The 17,033-nt window shown below is 57.5% G+C and carries 15 protein-coding genes; 3 read left to right on the top strand and 12 right to left on the bottom strand.

From position 1 onward, the window contains the following. Positions 1 to 71 precede the first annotated feature (71 nt). Complete coding sequence (locus FD737_RS14125) at positions 72 to 893, bottom strand: SDR family oxidoreductase (RefSeq protein WP_160833780.1); 822 nt, start codon at positions 891 to 893, stop codon at positions 72 to 74. A gap of 95 nt (positions 894 to 988) precedes the next feature. Here FD737_RS14125 and FD737_RS14120 point away from each other — a divergent pair, with 95 nt between their 5' ends. After that, positions 989 to 1,891 (top strand): LysR family transcriptional regulator, encoded by a 903-nt coding sequence (locus FD737_RS14120; protein WP_097119410.1) that lies wholly within the window; start codon positions 989 to 991, stop codon positions 1,889 to 1,891. Between the two features lies 1 nt (position 1,892). Here FD737_RS14120 and FD737_RS14115 read toward each other — a convergent pair whose 3' ends face one another. Then, the gene (locus tag FD737_RS14115; RefSeq protein ID WP_034819796.1) at positions 1,893 to 2,534 is read right to left on the bottom strand and encodes a hydrolase; all 642 of its coding nucleotides are present in this window, start codon (positions 2,532 to 2,534) and stop codon (positions 1,893 to 1,895) included. 253 nt (positions 2,535 to 2,787) lie between these two features. Between FD737_RS14115 and FD737_RS14110 the strand changes: the two genes are divergently transcribed. Further along, positions 2,788 to 3,705 carry a bestrophin family protein gene (locus FD737_RS14110; RefSeq protein WP_160833779.1) on the top strand — a complete coding sequence of 306 codons (918 nt, stop codon included), beginning with the start codon at positions 2,788 to 2,790 and terminating at the stop codon, positions 3,703 to 3,705. Positions 3,706 to 3,825: 120 nt separating this feature from the next. On the opposite strand, the gene FD737_RS14105 is transcribed toward FD737_RS14110, so the two are convergent. From FD737_RS14105 to FD737_RS14090, 4 genes are all read right to left on the bottom strand, one after another. Beyond that, on the bottom strand, positions 3,826 to 4,671 hold the full coding sequence (locus FD737_RS14105) for an alpha/beta hydrolase (protein ID WP_097119413.1): 846 nt from the start codon (positions 4,669 to 4,671) through the stop codon (positions 3,826 to 3,828). Positions 4,672 to 5,197: 526 nt separating this feature from the next. Next, a complete protein-coding gene (locus tag FD737_RS14100; RefSeq protein WP_160833778.1) occupies positions 5,198 to 5,545 on the bottom strand; it encodes a hypothetical protein in 348 nt (115 codons plus the stop codon). 26 nt (positions 5,546 to 5,571) lie between these two features. Next, on the bottom strand, positions 5,572 to 6,921 hold the full coding sequence (locus FD737_RS14095; RefSeq protein WP_097119415.1) for a sodium:proton antiporter: 1,350 nt from the start codon (positions 6,919 to 6,921) through the stop codon (positions 5,572 to 5,574). A 53-nt stretch (positions 6,922 to 6,974) separates the two neighbouring features. Then, on the bottom strand, positions 6,975 to 8,183 hold the full coding sequence (locus tag FD737_RS14090) for an MFS transporter (protein ID WP_160833777.1): 1,209 nt from the start codon (positions 8,181 to 8,183) through the stop codon (positions 6,975 to 6,977). A 92-nt stretch (positions 8,184 to 8,275) separates the two neighbouring features. Between FD737_RS14090 and FD737_RS14085 the strand changes: the two genes are divergently transcribed. Beyond that, the gene (locus FD737_RS14085) at positions 8,276 to 9,205 is read left to right on the top strand and encodes a LysR family transcriptional regulator (protein WP_097119417.1); all 930 of its coding nucleotides are present in this window, start codon (positions 8,276 to 8,278) and stop codon (positions 9,203 to 9,205) included. Between the two features lie 39 nt (positions 9,206 to 9,244). On the opposite strand, the gene FD737_RS14080 is transcribed toward FD737_RS14085, so the two are convergent. Genes FD737_RS14080 through kdpF form a run of 6 tightly spaced genes read right to left on the bottom strand, consistent with a single transcriptional unit; the run spans position 9,245 to position 16,926 of the window. Next, positions 9,245 to 9,742 (bottom strand): TIGR00645 family protein, encoded by a 498-nt coding sequence (locus FD737_RS14080; protein WP_034819827.1) that lies wholly within the window; start codon positions 9,740 to 9,742, stop codon positions 9,245 to 9,247. 54 nt (positions 9,743 to 9,796) lie between these two features. Beyond that, a complete protein-coding gene (gene kdpD / locus FD737_RS14075; RefSeq protein ID WP_160833776.1) occupies positions 9,797 to 12,472 on the bottom strand; it encodes a two-component system sensor histidine kinase KdpD in 2,676 nt (891 codons plus the stop codon). Positions 12,473 to 12,517: 45 nt separating this feature from the next. Next, on the bottom strand, positions 12,518 to 13,090 hold the full coding sequence (gene kdpC / locus FD737_RS14070) for a potassium-transporting ATPase subunit KdpC (protein ID WP_160833775.1): 573 nt from the start codon (positions 13,088 to 13,090) through the stop codon (positions 12,518 to 12,520). Positions 13,091 to 13,101: 11 nt separating this feature from the next. Further along, complete coding sequence (gene kdpB, locus FD737_RS14065; RefSeq protein ID WP_160833774.1) at positions 13,102 to 15,150, bottom strand: potassium-transporting ATPase subunit KdpB; 2,049 nt, start codon at positions 15,148 to 15,150, stop codon at positions 13,102 to 13,104. Between the two features lie 7 nt (positions 15,151 to 15,157). Continuing rightward, positions 15,158 to 16,837 carry a potassium-transporting ATPase subunit KdpA gene (gene kdpA / locus FD737_RS14060; RefSeq protein ID WP_160833773.1) on the bottom strand — a complete coding sequence of 560 codons (1,680 nt, stop codon included), beginning with the start codon at positions 16,835 to 16,837 and terminating at the stop codon, positions 15,158 to 15,160. After that, the gene (kdpF, locus tag FD737_RS14055) at positions 16,837 to 16,926 is read right to left on the bottom strand and encodes a K(+)-transporting ATPase subunit F (RefSeq protein ID WP_100701897.1); all 90 of its coding nucleotides are present in this window, start codon (positions 16,924 to 16,926) and stop codon (positions 16,837 to 16,839) included. The genes kdpA and kdpF overlap by 1 nt, the downstream gene beginning before the upstream one ends. Between the last annotated feature and the right edge of the window lie 107 nt (positions 16,927 to 17,033).

Below are 17,033 nucleotides of genomic sequence, written 5' to 3'. Positions count from 1 at the left end.
CTTTTGTGCGCTAAGTTTGGCAGCGATGCCGCTTCCCTGCCTGTTACTCCGTGCGGTTATGCGAAAAGCTTTTACACATCCGCACGATAGGCTATCTCTTTCTGCAAACGCAGCTCTGCCAGGCGTCGTTCCAGCGCGGCTTCGATATTGTCATACGCCGTGCTGCCCAGTGCCAGACGCAGCGGCATGGCGGGTTGATCCAGCGTGGCGATCATCGCGGTGACAGATTTCGCGGCATCGCCTTTGATCGCGAACTCGCCAGACATAATCGCGCGGCGCACTTCACCGGAGGCGGTGTCCCGATAAACCTCCTGCGCCTCAGCAATATCCAGCCCGGCACCAAAGTGAGTGGCGGTTGGACCCGGCTCCACCAGCAGGAAATCGATGCCAAAGCTGGCAACTTCCTGGCGTACCGCTTCAACAAATCCTTCGATGCCCCACTTACTGGCGTGATACAGGCTGAAGTTGGGATAAGCCACCTGCCCGCCTTCCGAGGAAACCTGCGCGATGCGCCCGCCGCCCTGCTGGCGCAGCAGCGGAATCACGGCGCGAATTAGCTGGATTGAGCCGGTGAGGTTGGTGGCGATCTGACGATCAATCTGCGTATCGCTCAGCTCTTCCGCCGCGCCAAACAGACCATAGGCGGCATTGCTGACCACCACATCGACGCGCTCAACGTTGGCAAATGCCTGCGCGATGGCTGGCGCAATGCTGGCGGTGTTCGCCAAATCCAGCATCATGACCTGTAACTGCCCACCGTATCGCGCTTGCAGATCCGCCATTGCCTCAGTGCGACGTACGCAGGCCAGCACGCGATCGCCACGTGCCAGTAAATCTTCACTCATCAAACGGCCCAGCCCACTGCTGGCACCGGTAATTAACCAGGTTTTCATTTTGTCGTCCTCCGGTTGAAAACCCGATGATAGATCGCTTTACTGGTGGTCATAATCTCCCTAATCGCGCATGACCTGGTGAGGAAATACCACCAATGAGAAGACCTTCCTGGCATGAACTTCAGGCCATCAAAACGTTGGGCGAGCAGCGCAGCTTCCGCCGTGCCGCTGAGATGCTCGGCCTGAAGCGCTCTTCACTCAGCCATCTGGTGAAAGCGCTGGAACAGAATCTGGGGGTACAGCTTTTTCAGCGCACGACCCGCAGCGTATCGCTCACTGATGCCGGGCAACAGTTAATCGATCGCCTCGCTCCACTACTGAATGAAATGGATGAAGTGCTACACGATGTCAGCGCCCGCCGCCAGCAGCACGCAGGCACCTTACGCATCAGTGCCAGCGATGCGGCTATTAGCATCCTGCTGGAAAAAGTGGTGCCGGGATTTTGCGCTGATTACCCGAACATTCAGCTCGATTTTGCCGCGCAGGGTGAACTGGTGGATATCACAGCCGCCGGGTTTGATGCCGGCATTCGGCTGATTGAAGATGTGCCGCAGGATATGGTGGCGATTGCGCTGGGCGGCCCGCTGAATTTTATCACCGTGGCTTCACCGGCCTATCTCGCCGCACACGCCCCCATCAAGCAGCCGCAGGATTTGTTGCAGCAGCAGTGCATTCGCCATCGTCTGCCGAGCGGGAAACGCTATCGCTGGGAGTATGAGAATGCGGGGAAACGCTATGAACTGGATGTACCGGGCACGATCACCTTAGATAATAACGCGCTGATGACCCGCGCGGCCATCAGCGGATTGGGCATTGCTTATGTACCGTCGCTTTACGCCGAAGCGGCGCTGCAATCCGGCCAGTTAGTGGAACTGCTCGCCGACTGGCGGGTGCAGTCGGCAGGTCTGGCCTTGTGGTTCCCGCCCAACCAGCATCAGTCGATGGCGCTGCGGCTGTTTATCGATGCTCTGAAAAACAGCCTGCCGCGCCAGTCGTAATTCAAGCCTGACGCTGTGGCGCTTTGTGCACCATGGTGTAAGCGTAATCCACGCCCATGCCGTATGCGCCGCTGTGCTCACGCACCAGATCCATCACCGCATCGTAGGTTTCTTTGCGTGACCAGTCGCGCTGGTATTCCAACAGCACTTGCTGCCAGGTCACCGGCACCGCACCGGCCTGCACCATGCGCTGAATCGAACGCTCGTGAGCATCGACGCTGGTGCCGCCTGAAGTATCGGTCACCACATACACTTCAAAGCCCTCTTTCAGCGCCATCAGGGCCGGGAAAGTCAGACACACTTCCGTCCAAAGCGCTGAAATAATCAATTTCTTACGGCCGGTTTTCTTCACCGCTTCAACGAATTTGGCATCTTCCCATGAGTTCATCGAGGTGCGTTCAATCGGCTTCGATTCCGGGTGCACCGCCAGCAGTTCTGGCCAAATATAGCCGCTAAAACTTTCGGTTTCTACAGAGGTATAAATCACCGGCACGTCGAAAACTTTGCCCGCTTTTGCCAAAGCGACGGTGTTATTTTTGAGCTGCTGGCGATCAATATTGGCGACGCCGAAAGCCATCTGCGGCTGGTGGTCGATAAAGATCAGAGTTGAGTTCTGTGGGTCGAGCAGGTCGAGTTTAGACATGATGTATTCCTCTAAAGTGTTTTTAAATTTGTGTGTTGTGCTGCTGGAATGAACTTTAGAGAAAGGGGCGATGAAGAGATAACGCAAAGAATTTTACAACTTGTTCAAACTGTTTTTAGAAGACTGATTTAAAAAGATAAATTAACACTCAACACAGCAATTTCAGCCTCAAATGCGCTGTTTTTCACATTGCTTCCGGTGTATCAGCAGGCGTAACCTGTGCCAACAAAATCATAAAAAACACCATCGCAAAATGATCGTACGTCCTCGTCAACACTGGTTCATCAGGTTGTTTGACTGGCACGGCTCGGTGCTGGTTAGCATTGTGTTTCGCCTGTCGCTCAACCTGCTGATGTCGGTGATCGCCATTATCGGCTATCCGTGGTACTCCACTTTCGGCATTCACCTCACGACTGCACCGTTCAGCTTGATTGGCGTGTCGATTGCCATCTTTCTTGGCTTCCGCAATAACGCCAGCTATGCGCGTTTTATTGAAGCGCGCACGCTGTGGGGCAATATGCACATCACGCAACGCTCACTGCTGCGCCAGATAAAATGCATTCGCGGCATCAGTGCAGCGCAAGTGCAGGAGTTTGTAGGGCTGCAGCTGGCATTTAGCTGGGCAATGAAACATCGGCTGCGTAAAACCGATGCGCAGGCCGATCTGGCGCGCTTGCTGCCGGAGAAGTGGCACAGTGCCGTATTGAGCCATCCGATGCCGACCTCACAGACCTTGTTATGCATGGGCGAATGGCTGGCGCAGCGGCGCGATGAGGGTTTGGTGTCGGATAATGTCTGGCAGAGTATCGATGACAATCTCAATCATCTGTCGGCTTATCTGGGCGGCTGCGATCGCCTTGCCAGCACGCCGATTCCGTTTGCCTACAGCCTGATTCTGCATCGCACCGTGTACCTGTTCTGTACCCTGCTACCGTTTGCGCTGGTGGCGGATTTGCATCTGATGACGCCGTTGGTGTCGGTGTTTATCTCGTACACCTTCCTGTCGCTGGAGTCACTGGCGGAAGAGCTGGAAGATCCGTTCGGCACTGCGCCCAACCATCTGCCACTGGATGCGCTGTGCGTGAATATCGAACGTAATTTGAAGGCGATGAACAATGATTTCCCGTTGCCGGAACCGCGCCAGCCGGATGAGCATTTTAATCTGACGTAATGCGTCCATTTGCCTGGCGCGCATAACAACACAGCCGGGCATATGGCTAACAGATCAGACCGACCACATAGCTAACACTTTTGTGGTCCGTCTCTTCGGATAATACGTTTTTTTGCCCGATTAACTGTGCAGATCCAGCCAGCGCACATACGCCTGATCCCAGAGCGCAGCAGGCGTACCCGCTTTCCCCAGACCAAAGCCATGCCCACCGCTGCTGAGTTCAATCAACTCCACTGGCACCTGCATCCGACGGCAGGCATCGCGCATCATTTCAGTGTTATGGGGATTGGAGGTGTGATCATCTTCCGCCTGCGCCAGGAACGTCGGTGGATATTGTCGGGTGACATAATTCTGCACTGACCAGTTCGCTTCCTGAGTGGGTGTCGCGTGATCGCCTACCATCATCAGGTGCGTCTTGGTGTTCTGATATGGCGCTTCAAGGGTGATGACCGGATAGATCAGGCCAACGCTATCGGCCGTTGGACGGATCTGGTCAAGCGGGTCCTGCGCCGGATAGGTTTCGAAATCAGGACGTGCGGCCGCCATGCCAAGCAGATGTCCGCCAGCGGAGAAGCCGAGCAGATGCACTTTACTCTCCATAGAACGCACCAGACGAATGGCGCGCTGCGCATCCTGCAGCGGCGCGAGGTTGCCCGCCTGCCACTTTTCTCCCGGCAAGCGGTAACTCAGCACATACACGGTGTAACCGTTGGCATTTAACCAGCGCGCCACCGGCCAGGCTTCACGCCCCATGCCGATAAAACGATAGCCGCCGCCAGCCGCCACGATCACCGCTTCGCCGTTGGGATTTTCCGGACGGAAACGCTGAATCGCCGGAGATACAATGTTGGTCCAGGAGCCATTCATACTGACTTTCAATAGCCCAGACGGTCCGCCACCGCCTGGCGGATCGTCTGGCCACAATGGGATGATGTCATCACGGGCAAACAGTTTGCCTGCGGTCATCGAAAGGACGGTTGCCCCGGATGCTTGAAGAAAACCACGCCGTGTAAGTTTCATGCCCAGTAGCCAGTATTGAAATAAACATGTCAGCCTTGTGGGCTGCGTCTCGTTATGTGATACGTGTCAACTTTCAACGCTGGCGATTATGTACGCATTTTGTACAAAAGATCCATAGAAAAAGCGCCTATAAAGGCGCTTATTTTATAGTGAATCCGCCAAATTTTTCCGCTAAATGAAAGAGAACACTCGAGATCACGTAATTGGTTAGACGCTGAAATCCCCTAAATAATTCGAGCTGTAGCAAGGCGGCAAGTGCGTGAGTCCCCGGGAGCTTACTTCAGTAAGTGACCGGGGCGAACAAACGCAGCCAACGCCGCTACAGCTTGAAGTATGACGGGGATTTAATTCCCTAAATAATTCGAGCTGTAGCAAGGCGGCAAGGATGCGAGTCCCCAGGAGCTTACTGCAGTAAGTGACTGGGGCGAGCAGACGCAGCCAACGCCGCTACAGTTCGAAGTATGACGGGGATTTAATCCTGTTGCTGGAATTGGGTCATAACTGTTTGCTCGCACTGCTGCTGATTATGGCGCAGCTGCGCGCGCTCATCCTCGCCCAGTTCCATCCAGGCGCTGATCACTTCCTGCGCCGTTTCTTCATTGAATTCAGTCTTATCCATCGCCGAAGAAGACTGGCTGGCAGCCAGCTGAGACTTCATCTTCGCGGTATAGGTATCCAGATCGCTGGTCTTTTTTTCGCTGCTTACCAGATGGCACAGCTGGCTGGCATACACATTCTCTTCGCTGGTGTTATCACCGTCAGCGGCGATGGCACTGGCGGAGAGCGAGAGCCCAACGAGGGCGATTAATATGGCTTTCATAACAGACTCCAGTAATTTCCAGAAAATCACTTTTGATTATGTTGCGCACGTGCCGCCTGACGGGCGGCACGCCAGTTTAATAACGGCGTCACCGTGATGCCGTGCAGTACGATGCTGCACACCACTAACGTCAACGCCATATCCACCATTTGCTCTGCTTGTGGGCCACGCATGCCGTGCACCCAGGCGTAAGCAATGTAATTGATACTGCCGATGCCGCGAATCCCCAGCCAGCCAATGAGCAAACGGCGCATGAGCGGTATCTCACAGCGCCAGGTGGTGATCCATACCGCCAGCGGACGCACGACCACAAACAGCAGCAGCGCGAGGCCAATGCCAGTTAGATTCCAGTGATGCGCCAGCGTGATACCCAGTACTACCATCAGGCCGGCAGCCAGCAGGCGTTCGATGGTATCGCCAAACGACAACGCATCGCCGACTACCAACCCCATTGATTTGACCATACCGCTGCCACCGTGCGCCAGTCGTTGATTGGGATTGACGCGCGCCTCAGCGGGCAAGTATTGCTCCTCTTCTGACAACTCGTCTTGCGGATAGTGCTTTACCACACGCAGCTCAGCGCGACGTAGCCCAACACCCGCCGCAAAGGTGGCGAGGAAGCCGGATGCATCTACCGCTTGCGCCGCCGCATAACTAAGCGCGATGAGTGCCAGCGCGAGAAAATCATTAGGTGCAATATCCTGATGCGCGCTGCGCAACTGGGTCGCCAGTTGGCCAATCAAGCGACCGAGCAGATAGCCAATGGCTACCCCGCCGCCGATGGCCCACAGCCCATCTCTCAACGCCCATTCACTCAAATGGCTGATACTCAGCGTATCGGACTGCATCATGAGCAGCGCCAGCATCAACAGCGGCAGCGCCGATCCATCGTTCATGCCCGCTTCGCTGGAAAGCGCCACGCGTAATGCGTCATCATCGCGCGCATCGTTAACGGAAATCAGGCTGGCCAGCACCGGATCGGTCGGTGCCACAATGGCACCAAATGCCAGCGACAGCGCCCAGTCAAAACCGGTCATCCAGTGCACCAGCAGCGTCATGCCGCCTACGGTGAGAAGCATGGCAGGAAACGCCAGCCGCACCCCCAGGCGCCAGGCATGGGCTGTGAGTGGCACGCGTAATTTAAGGCCTGTGATAAACAGCGAGGCTGCCATGGCGATTTCGGTGAGATGGGCGGCGAGTTCGGCGTGCCCGAGAATATCGAGTTGCAGCAGATTGAGCAGCCATGGGCCGCAGAGAATACCCGCGAACAGGTAAAGTCCAAATGCGGTCACTGGCCCACGGTGAATCCAACCGGAAGCCAGTGACATGAGAAGTAACAGACCACCGGTAGCGGCAGTCCAGGCCAGGAAGTTCATAACGCTCCGTTTTTAAATAACATTCTCCCTTAAGCCTGGCACAGGATTGACGATCAGTTTTTCAGATGGCGGCTCGCCAGACGGATCATTAAAGCAAGCGCAGCGGCGAGTGTGGAGAGTGCTACCACACCGGTCCAGCCAAAGTGCGCCAGCGCCAGGCTTCCAAGTGCCGCACCGGTCGCCATGCCAATAAACACCACGGTAAACATCAACGCATTCAGTCGGCTACGCGCTTCTGGTGCCAGGCTGTAGACCAGCGTCTGATGCGCTACCAGTGTGGCCTGCACGCCCAAATCGAAGCCAATGGTGCTGATGATGATCAGGCCAATCTGAGCCGGAACCGGCAACAGTGGCAGCAGGAACATCAGCGCAAATGACACCATCACCAGCGTGGCACCATACTGGGTGACACGGGCAGGGCCGATGCGATCCGCCACGCTTCCCGCCAGCGGTGCCGCCAGGGCCCCAGCCGCACCCGCCAGACCAAACGCCCCTGCTACTGCACTTTCAAAATGGAAGCGCTCACTCAGCATCAGCGCCAGCGTTGACCAGAAGGCACTGAAACCCATCGACAGCAAGCCCTGTGCCAGTGCGGCACGACGTAGCGTCTGATGATGTTGCCACAGGTGCGCCAGCGACAGCAGCAGACGTGGATAGCTGACAGAGGTGCCCGGTTTGAAGCGCGGCAACACACGCCACAGCGCGAGGCTAATCAACAGCACGGCCACCGCCGCCACCATGTACATGGTGCGCCAGCCCAGATATTCCGCCACCACGCCGCTCACCACGCGTGACAGCAGAATACCGACCAGCAAGCCGGTCATCACCGTGCCAACAGTTTTACCGCGACTGCGCTCCGGCGCTAACGCCGCCGAAGCTGGCACGATGTCCTGTGCCACGGTCGCGGTTAAGCCGGTGACAAAGCTGGCGATCAGTAACGCGTTGATGCCGCCCGAGAAGCCACACAACAGCAGCGCGGCGACCAGCATCAGTCCTTTAATCAGGATAATGGTGCGGCGATCGTGACGGTCACCGAGCGGTGCCAGCAGCAGAATACCCAGCGCGTATCCCGCTTGCGTCAGCATCGGCACCATGCCGACGCTACCAATTCCAACGTTAAATTGTTTGCTGATGATATCCAGCATCGGCTGACTGTAGTAAATCGATGCCACGCTAAGCCCGGCACCTGCAGCAAGCGTGAACACCAGCGGCGCTGGCAGTTTTTCAGCTGGCAATGCAGTAGATTGCGAAATGGCTGACATAGTGAATTCCCCCGTGAAAGTGCGCTTATTAAAGCGCGTCGCGGCCATACGCGGTAGACTCGTCAAACACAGAACTGTTATGCACGGTGCGTATGAACAATCCAACCAGTATTGACCGTATTGAACTGATGCAGACCTTTATTCGTATTGTCGAAAGTGGATCGCTGTCAGCCGCCGCTGCGCAGTTGGGCACGACACAACCCACCATCAGCCGCCGGTTGCAGGCACTGGAACAGCGGTTAGGACTGAAGCTGATTCTGCGCACGACTCATGCATTGAAACTCACCGATGACGGCGAACGTTGTTATGCGCAAGCGCGGCAGTTGCTGGCGACCTGGCATGCGCTGGAAGATGAACTAACGGGTTCCAGTGACGATCCGATTGGCACACTGCGCGTGCGTGCGCCCCATGCGTTTGGCCAGGACCAGTTGATCGATCCGCTGGTGGATTACCTGCAGCGTTACCCGCGTCTGACGGTGGAGTGGATGCTCAATGATCGCACGCCGGACTTTATCAGCGAAAATGTCGATTGTGCGATTCAGGTGGGTGCAGTGAACGATCCCTCGCTGGTGGCGATTCTGCTGGCCGAAGTGCCGCGCTTTGTGGTGGCCGCACCTTCACTGCTGGCACAGCATGCGCCGATCGAGGATGTCAGCCAACTGACCGACCTGCCATGGCTGGCGCTGACCAGCTTTTACCGCAATGAGCTTGCACTACAGCGCTTGAGTGATGGGCAGCCGATGAATCTGCCGATTGCGCCTCGCCTCGCCAGCGACAGCTTATACGCCATCCGCAAAGCCGCTCTGGCGGGCATGGGTGCGGCGATTGTGTCGTCGTGGGTAGTACAGGAGGACTTAGCAAAAGGGGATTTGATTCAGCTGGTGCCCGAGTGGCAAGCGCCGCCGCTGCCGGTGTGGCTGACCTATCCGTGGGCCAGCTATTATCCCGCTCGTATGCGGCAGTTTTTTGCGATGATCAGAGAGGTGATGCCGAAACTGGCGGGCACACAGCCGGTGCGGTGAGGGGCCAGGGCGCCATAATGGCGCACCTGGCACACCAAATTACTTCTTCTCGACCTTCGACATATTATCCAGCCAGCCCATCACGAAGGCCGACAGCACAAAGGTCAGGTGGATAATCACGTACCACATCAGCTTGCTGTCATCGACATTGCGCGCGTCCATAAAGATGCGCAGCAGGTGGATCGATGAAATCGCTACAATCGAAGCCGCGACTTTGTTCTTCAGCGAGCCGGAATCCATCTTGCCCAACCAGCTCAGCTTCTCTTTGTTCTCATCAATATCCAGCTTAGAAACAAAGTTCTCATAGCCAGAGAGCATCACCATCACCAGCAATCCGCCGACCAGCGTCATGTCCACCAGCGACAGCAGCAGCAGAATCAGATCGTTCTCAGCAATGCTGAGTATGTTGGGCAACAGGTGAAAAATTTCCTGGAAAAATTTAACGGTCAGCGCCAGCAGCCCCAGCGAAAGTCCAATGTAAACCGGTGCCAGTAACCAGCGCGATGAATACATCAGGTTCTCGATAAAACGTTCCATAATTTCCCATTAATCAACAGACAAGTGGTCGATTATAACCGAACTTGTGTGAAGTTATTTCAGCGGTTCTTCAGAAATTTCAGGGGCCGCTGGCAGCGGCAGTGACAAGCGAAACTCTGCGCCCCCTTCCGGTCGGTTTTCCGCCCAAATACGCCCGCGATGGGATTCAATAATGGTTTTACTGATCGCCAGACCGAGCCCGACACCCGGCACCGCCGACTCCTTATCGCCGCGCGCAAATTTGTCGAAAATGCGCGTCATATTCTCTTCGGCGATCCCTGGGCCGTTGTCCCAGACGGCAATCTCCAGCCGCTCTTTGTCACGCCAGGCGCGAATGCCGTGCTGCGCGGCGTTGCCGGCATATTTGAGGCTGTTCTCGATCAGGTTGGTGAACACCCGCTCCAGCATCGCGCTATCGCCTTTGATCAGCACCAGTTCCGGCGGCAAATCGAGTGCAAAATCGTGTCCTTTCAATGAGGGGCCCATACTGCTCAGCGCCCCGCCAATCACTTCATCCAGCGCCACCCACTCCTCGCGCAGGTTGAGTCCACCAGACTGAATACGTGCCATATCCAGCATATTGCTCACCAGCCGAATGGTGCTTAACGTCTGTTCCCGAATCTGGTTCGCCTGGCCGACATATTTTGAGTTATCGCCGGCCAAATCCAGCATCAGCATTTCCGCCTGACCGAACAGCACCGTCAGCGGGGTTCGCAGGTCGTGTGAAAGTGCCGATAGCAGGGCATTACGCAGTTGCTCACGCTCTGCCGCCAAACGAGACGCCGCTTCACTCTGTGACAGCGCCATGCGCTCCAGCGCGTTGGCGATCAGCACCGTAAAAGTTTCAACTAAACGCTGCTGTTCCGGGATCATCAGTTGGCGCAGATTTTCCGGCTCTACCACCAACAGTCCACGGCAGTGATTCCCGCTTTTCAACGGCAGAATTTGATACGGCACCGCTGGCAAGGTATCGGTGCCTGCACCGGCGGGCTGTGCTTTGCTAAAGCTCCATTTGGCGATGCCGAGATCGGGCGGCGTACCAATACTGCTCTCACCCACCGCCTGTAACTCGCCCTGCTCATCCGGCAGCAGCAGCTGGCTGCGTGCCTGCAAGGTGACATCAATCACGCGCTGGCTGGTGGCGGCGATATCCTGCGGCGTGAGCGCGCTGCCGAGCGATTTTGCCATCTCATACAAATGCCGCGCACGCTGTTCACGATAGCGCGCGACTTTAGCCTGATAGCGCACGCCTGCTGTCAGGTTCCCGACGATCACCCCTACCGCCAGCATCACCGCGAAGGTCACCAGATACTGCAAATCCGATACCGCCACGGTGCCGGTCGGGGCGACAAAGAACAGGTCAAAAGCCAGGATGTTGATCACCGTGGCAAACACCGAGGGCCAGCGGCCAAAGCGCAGCGCGACTAACACCACGGCTAACAGATAAATCATCACGCCGTTGGCCGGATCGAACTCCACCAGTAGCCAGCGACCTACGATCGTCACCAGAATACACAGCGCAATCGCCATAAGGCAGCCGCGCAGATGCAGCCGCCACTTATCACTGTTGGCCTGTTTACCGCCCATCGGATGCGGCGCGTCGCGCACCGGTTCGTCCAGTGCCACCACCAGCAAATCGAGGTCTGGGCCAAGCTGGCCCAAACGCTGGGCAAAACTGTCGCGCCGCCAGCGCCGTTGCGGCTGACGACCGGTGACGATTTTGCCGAGATTATGCTCGCGCGCGTAACGCAGCACGGCGCGGGCTTCATCGGGATCGGACAGGGTGGCGGTTTCCGCACCCAGCTCTTGGGCCAGTTGCAGCGTGCGTAAAATGGCACGACGACGTGCTTCCGGCAGGCGATTCAGACGCGGCGTTTCTACGTATACTGCGTGCCACTCGCTGCCGAGACGCGCGGCTAAACGCGCGGCGGTGCGCACCAGTTTTTCACTGCCGGTGTCATCGCCGATGCACAATAAAATGGCGTCACGTGTGTGCCAGACTTTGTCGCGGCCTTGCTGGTCGCGCCAGGCACGCATCTGGTCGTCCACGCGGTCTGCGGTGCGGCGCAGTGCCAGTTCGCGCAGGGCAAACAGGTTGCCTTTGCGGAAGAAGTTTTCAATCGCGCGCTCGGCGCGATCGCCGACGTAGACTTTGCCCTCTTTCAGCCGCTGACGCAGATCGTCCGGCGGCAGATCCACCAGCACTACCTCATCGGCGCTATCGAAAAACGGATCGGGTACGGTTTCGCGTACCTGAATGCCGGTCACACCACCAACCACATCGTTGAGGCTTTCCAGATGTTGCACGTTGACGGTAGTGATCACGTCGATGCCCGCTTCCAGTAGCTCTTCGATGTCCTGCCAGCGCTTGGGATGACGCGAACCCTGTACGTTGGTGTGCGCCAGTTCGTCCATCAGAATCACCGCCGGATGACGCGCCAGTGCCGCATCCAAATCGAATTCCGCGTGCCGCGAACGTCCGGTGGCGCGACGCGGCAATACCGCCAGGCCATTGAGCAGCGCAGCGGTTTCTTCACGTCCATGGGTTTCCACCACGCCCGCCAGCACATCGAGGCCTTGCGCACGTAAACGCTGCGCCTCCTGCAGCATGGCGAAGGTTTTCCCCACGCCCGCGCAGGCGCCAAAGTAGATTTTCAGCTTACCGCGATGGCTGTCGCTGTGATTCAGCAACAGCGCATCGGGATCGGGGCGGGTGATTTCATCGTTCATCAGTTATCCGTCGAGAAAAGCGCGATAAATCGCGCTATCAATCAATTATCCCTGCAGCGCATCCAGCGCCATATTCAGCCGCAACACGTTCACCGTCTCTTCACCGATAAACGGCAGCAGCGGACGCTCAGTATTACGGGCAATCAGCGCTTCCACATCCTTCAGCGCCATATTGCGCGCTGCCGCCACACGCGGTGCCTGCCACAATGCGGCTTCCGGTGAAATATCCGGATCGAGCCCACTCGCCGATGCGGTCACCAGCTCAACCGGTACCGCAGTTGGAGCCTGTGGATTGGCGGTGCGCAGGGCAGCCACGCGCTCGTCCACCGCTTTATCCAGTGCCGGATTGCTCGCCGCCAGGTTGCTGCCGCTGGAAGCCAATGCGTTATAGGGCGCATCGCCGGTTGCCGATGGACGGCCCCAGAAATGGCCGGGCTGCGTAAATACCTGACCAATCAAATCGGAACCGCGCTCCGCGCCATCCTGCTCAATCAACGAACCGTTGGCCTGTGACGGAAACCACCACTGCGCTAAGCCGGTGGTCAGCAGCGGATAGACCGCGCCGGTTAACAGCGTCAGCAGTATTAACAATACAATAGCCGGACGTAACTGACTCATTTCTCTTCTCCTTAAACCAGGCCAAACAGCGTCAGCAGCAGGTCGATGGCTTTAATGCCAATAAACGGCACCACTAATCCGCCGACACCGTAAATCCACAGGTTGCGACGCAGCAGCGCGGCAGCACTCATTGGGCGATAACTCACACCTTTCAACGCCAGCGGGATCAGGAACACAATCACCAGCGCGTTGAAAATGACCGCCGACAAAATCGCTGAGTTCGGTGAGTGCAGATGCATCACGTTCAGCATATTGAGCTGCGGATAGGTGGCCGCAAACGCCGCCGGGATAATGGCAAAGTACTTCGCCACATCATTGGCGATACTGAAGGTGGTCAGTGAACCGCGTGTCATCAGCATCTGTTTACCGATGTGCACCACTTCCAGCAGTTTGGTTGGGTTGGAGTCGAGATCGACCATGTTCCCAGCCTCTTTCGCCGCCTGCGTGCCCGAGTTCATCGCCACTGCCACGTCCGCCTGTGCCAGTGCGGGGGCGTCGTTGGTGCCGTCGCCGGTCATCGCCACTAAACGCCCTTCCGCCTGATACTGACGAATCAGTGCCAGCTTGGCTTCTGGTGTGGCTTCCGAGAGGAAATCATCCACGCCCGCTTCTGCCGCGATGGCCGCCGCCGTCAGCGGGTTATCGCCGGTAATCATCACCGTCTTAATGCCCATTTTGCGCAGCTCGGCAAAACGTTCTTTGATGCCGCCTTTGACGATATCTTTTAGCGCCACCACGCCCAGCACCTGTGCGCCTTCGGCCACCACCAGTGGTGTGCCACCCGCGCGCGCCACTTCTTCGACGCTGGCGTTCACTTCTGCCGGGAAACGGCCGTTGTTGGCTTCGATATGGCGGCGAACCGCGTCAACGGCCCCTTTACGAATCAGACGATCCTGCACGTTGACGCCGCTCATGCGCGTCTGTGCCGAGAACGGAATAAAACTCGCGCCCATGCTGCTGAGATCGCGTTCGCGCAGGTTAAATTTTTGCTTCGCCAGCACCACGATGCTGCGCCCTTCCGGGGTTTCATCCGCCAGCGAGGCCAGCTGCGCGGCATCCGCCAGCTGCTGCTCGGTGACGCCGGGCGCAGGCATAAACTGCGTCGCCTGGCGGTTACCCAGCGTGATGGTGCCGGTTTTATCCAGCATCAGCACATCGACGTCGCCCGCTGCTTCCACCGCACGACCGCTGGTGGCGATGACGTTAGCACCGAGCATGCGGCTCATCCCCGCCACGCCAATCGCCGACAGCAAGCCGCCGATAGTGGTCGGAATCAGACACACCAGCAGCGCCACCAGCACCGTTACGCTCACCGGCGTGCCGCCGTAGGCCGAGAACGGCCACAGGGTGGCCGTCGCCAGCAGGAACACGATGGTCAGCGACACCAGCAGAATAGTCAGCGCGATCTCGTTCGGCGTTTTGCGACGTTTGGCACCTTCGACCATAGCAATCATGCGATCAAGGAAGGTTTCGCCCGGATTGACGCTGCACTGGATCACCAGCCAGTCGGACAGAATGCGCGTACCGCCCGTTACCGACGAAAAATCGCCACCGGATTCACGGATCACCGGAGCCGATTCGCCGGTAATCGCACTCTCATCCACTGAAGCGCCGCCTTCCAGCACTTCGCCGTCACACGGGATGATGTCACCCGCTTCCACCAGCACCATGTCGCCTTTACGCAAGGTGTCTGCCGCTACCGGCTGCCACTGCGCGCCATGACGTGGCTCAGCCAGCTTTTTCGCATCACTGGTTTTGCTGATGCCTTTCAGGCTGTTGGCCTGCGCCTTACTACGCCCTTCCGCCAGCGCTTCAGCGAAGTTGGCAAACAGTACCGTGAACCACAGCCAGATGGCGACACAGGCGGTGAACCCGGCGTTACCGCTCAGATGGCCTGTCAGCATGCCGATGGCCAGCAGCGAGGTCAGAACGCTGCCGAGCCACACCAGGAACATTACCGGGTTGCGAAACTGCACGCGCGGATCGAGTTTCTTCACCGCATCCAGCACCGCGGTTTTCGTCAGCGCTGCATCAAACAGCGCCAGTTGTTGACGACTCATGATTCCGTTATCCCTGGATTAATTGCAGATGTTCCGCCACCGGGCCGAGAGCCAGCGCGGGGATAAAGGTCAGTGCCCCCACCAGCAATACGGTGCCAATCAGCAGCGCGATAAACAGTGGACCGTGGGTCGGTAACGTACCGTTGCCCACCGGCTGGATTTTCTTCGCCGCCAGTGAGCCAGCGATCGCCATCACCGGAATGATGATGCCGAAGCGTCCCACCAACATGCAGAAGGCCAGCAACAGGTTCCAGAACGGGGTGTTGGCGCTCAAACCGGCAAAAGCACTGCCGTTGTTGTTAGATGCAGACGAAACGGCATACAGCACTTCGCTGAAGCCGTGGATGCCTGGATTCGCCATACCGGCGCGCCCTGCATCCGTCATCATTGCCAGTGCAGTGCCGAGCAGCACCAGGGTAGGCGTCACCAGAATCGCCAGTGCGGTCATTTTCATCTCCCACACGTCGATTTTTTTACCCATGTATTCAGGTGTGCGACCAATCATCAGACCGGCGATAAATACCCCGAGCAGCACGAACAGCAGCATGCCGTACAACCCGGCACCGACGCCGCCGAACACCACTTCACCCAGCTGCATCAGCCACATCGGCACCATGCCGCCCAGTGCAGTAAAGGAGTCATGCATGGCATTCACCGCACCGCACGAGGCTGCGGTGGTGATCACCGCAAACAGGCTGGAGTTGAGGATGCCAAAGCGCGTCTCTTTGCCTTCCATGTTGATGGCGCTGTCTGCACCGAGTGCCAGGAAGTGCGGATTACCGCGCAGCTCTGCCCACATCACGGTAACCACCGCCAGCACAAACATGATGGTCATCGCCCACAGCAGCATGTGGCCCTGACGGCGGTCGCCCAGATGCTGACCGAAGGTGAAGCACAGCGCCGCCGGGATCAGAAAGATACTCAGCATCTGCACGAAGTTGGTCAGCGCGGTCGGGTTTTCAAACGGATGGGCTGAGTTAACGTTAAAGAAGCCGCCGCCGTTGGTGCCGAGCATTTTGATCGCTTCCTGCGAAGCCACCGGACCGAGTGGCAGCGTTTGCTTCGCCCCTTCCAGCGTGGTGAGTGCGTGATAAGGCTCAAACGTCTGGATGCTGCCCTGATAAACAAAGAACAGCGCTATCAGCAGGCTGATCGGCAGCAGCACATACACCGTGATGCGTGTCAGGTCGCGCCAGGCGTTGCCCAGCGTATCCAGTGAGCGATTGGCAAAACCACGGATCAGCGCAAAAGCCACTGCAATACCGGTCGCCGCCGACAGGAAGTTTTGCACCGTGAGGCCCGCCATCTGGCTAAAATAGCTCACCGTGCTTTCGCCCGCATAAGCCTGCCAGTTGGTGTTGGTGACAAAGCTGACGGCGGTGTTGAGTGCCAGGTCCCAGCTTAGATTAGGCAGGTGTTGCGGGTTGAGCGGCAGCGACCCCTGCGACATCAAAATCGCCAGCAATAATAAGAACCCCAGCGCGTTGAACAGCAGGATCGCCAGCAGATAGTGCGGCCAGCGCATCGCGCCACTCTCCACACCGGCCAGCCGCCACAGCGCCCGCTCGGTACGCGGCAGCAGCGGCTTGTCGGCCACTAACACCGCAAGAAAACGCCCCAGCGGTTGTGCCAGCACCATTAGCACCAGCAGATAGACCGCAATCAGTAAAAACGCATTCGCAGCCATCAGAATGCCTCCGCATTAAGCAGGGCATAAATCAGGTAGCCCAACAAGATAAACACCAGCACGATGCCGGCAATCACGCCCACGCTCACAGCAACCTCCAGAGGATTTGGTAGTGCTGCAAGCATGCGCGGCGCGGCATAAAGAAGGGGTAAAAAGGCGGGAATCCGGCGTAAAGAAAGTATAAAAATGCTGTCGA

The sequence above is a fragment of the Pantoea sp. Seng genome, from assembly GCF_009829935.1.
Classification (GTDB): Bacteria; Pseudomonadota; Gammaproteobacteria; order Enterobacterales; family Enterobacteriaceae; genus Pantoea; species Pantoea communis.
This window is presented reverse-complemented; position numbering and strand designations above follow the sequence as displayed.

Coding starts and splice junctions, on each gene's coding strand:
- FD737_RS14125 (WP_160833780.1), bottom strand. CDS start 893: ATGAAAACCTGGTTAATTACCGGTGCCAGCAGTGGGCTGGGCCGTTTG.
- kdpA (WP_160833773.1), bottom strand. CDS start 16,837: ATGGCTGCGAATGCGTTTTTACTGATTGCGGTCTATCTGCTGGTGCTA.
- FD737_RS14100 (WP_160833778.1), bottom strand. CDS start 5,545: ATGAAAGCCATATTAATCGCCCTCGTTGGGCTCTCGCTCTCCGCCAGT.
- FD737_RS14110 (WP_160833779.1), top strand. CDS start 2,788: ATGATCGTACGTCCTCGTCAACACTGGTTCATCAGGTTGTTTGACTGG.
- FD737_RS14105 (WP_097119413.1), bottom strand. CDS start 4,671: ATGACCGCAGGCAAACTGTTTGCCCGTGATGACATCATCCCATTGTGG.
- FD737_RS14120 (WP_097119410.1), top strand. CDS start 989: ATGAGAAGACCTTCCTGGCATGAACTTCAGGCCATCAAAACGTTGGGC.
- kdpD (WP_160833776.1), bottom strand. CDS start 12,472: ATGAACGATGAAATCACCCGCCCCGATCCCGATGCGCTGTTGCTGAAT.
- kdpB (WP_160833774.1), bottom strand. CDS start 15,150: ATGAGTCGTCAACAACTGGCGCTGTTTGATGCAGCGCTGACGAAAACC.
- FD737_RS14090 (WP_160833777.1), bottom strand. CDS start 8,183: ATGTCAGCCATTTCGCAATCTACTGCATTGCCAGCTGAAAAACTGCCA.
- FD737_RS14095 (WP_097119415.1), bottom strand. CDS start 6,921: ATGAACTTCCTGGCCTGGACTGCCGCTACCGGTGGTCTGTTACTTCTC.
- kdpC (WP_160833775.1), bottom strand. CDS start 13,090: ATGAGTCAGTTACGTCCGGCTATTGTATTGTTAATACTGCTGACGCTG.
- FD737_RS14085 (WP_097119417.1), top strand. CDS start 8,276: ATGAACAATCCAACCAGTATTGACCGTATTGAACTGATGCAGACCTTT.
- FD737_RS14080 (WP_034819827.1), bottom strand. CDS start 9,742: ATGGAACGTTTTATCGAGAACCTGATGTATTCATCGCGCTGGTTACTG.
- FD737_RS14115 (WP_034819796.1), bottom strand. CDS start 2,534: ATGTCTAAACTCGACCTGCTCGACCCACAGAACTCAACTCTGATCTTT.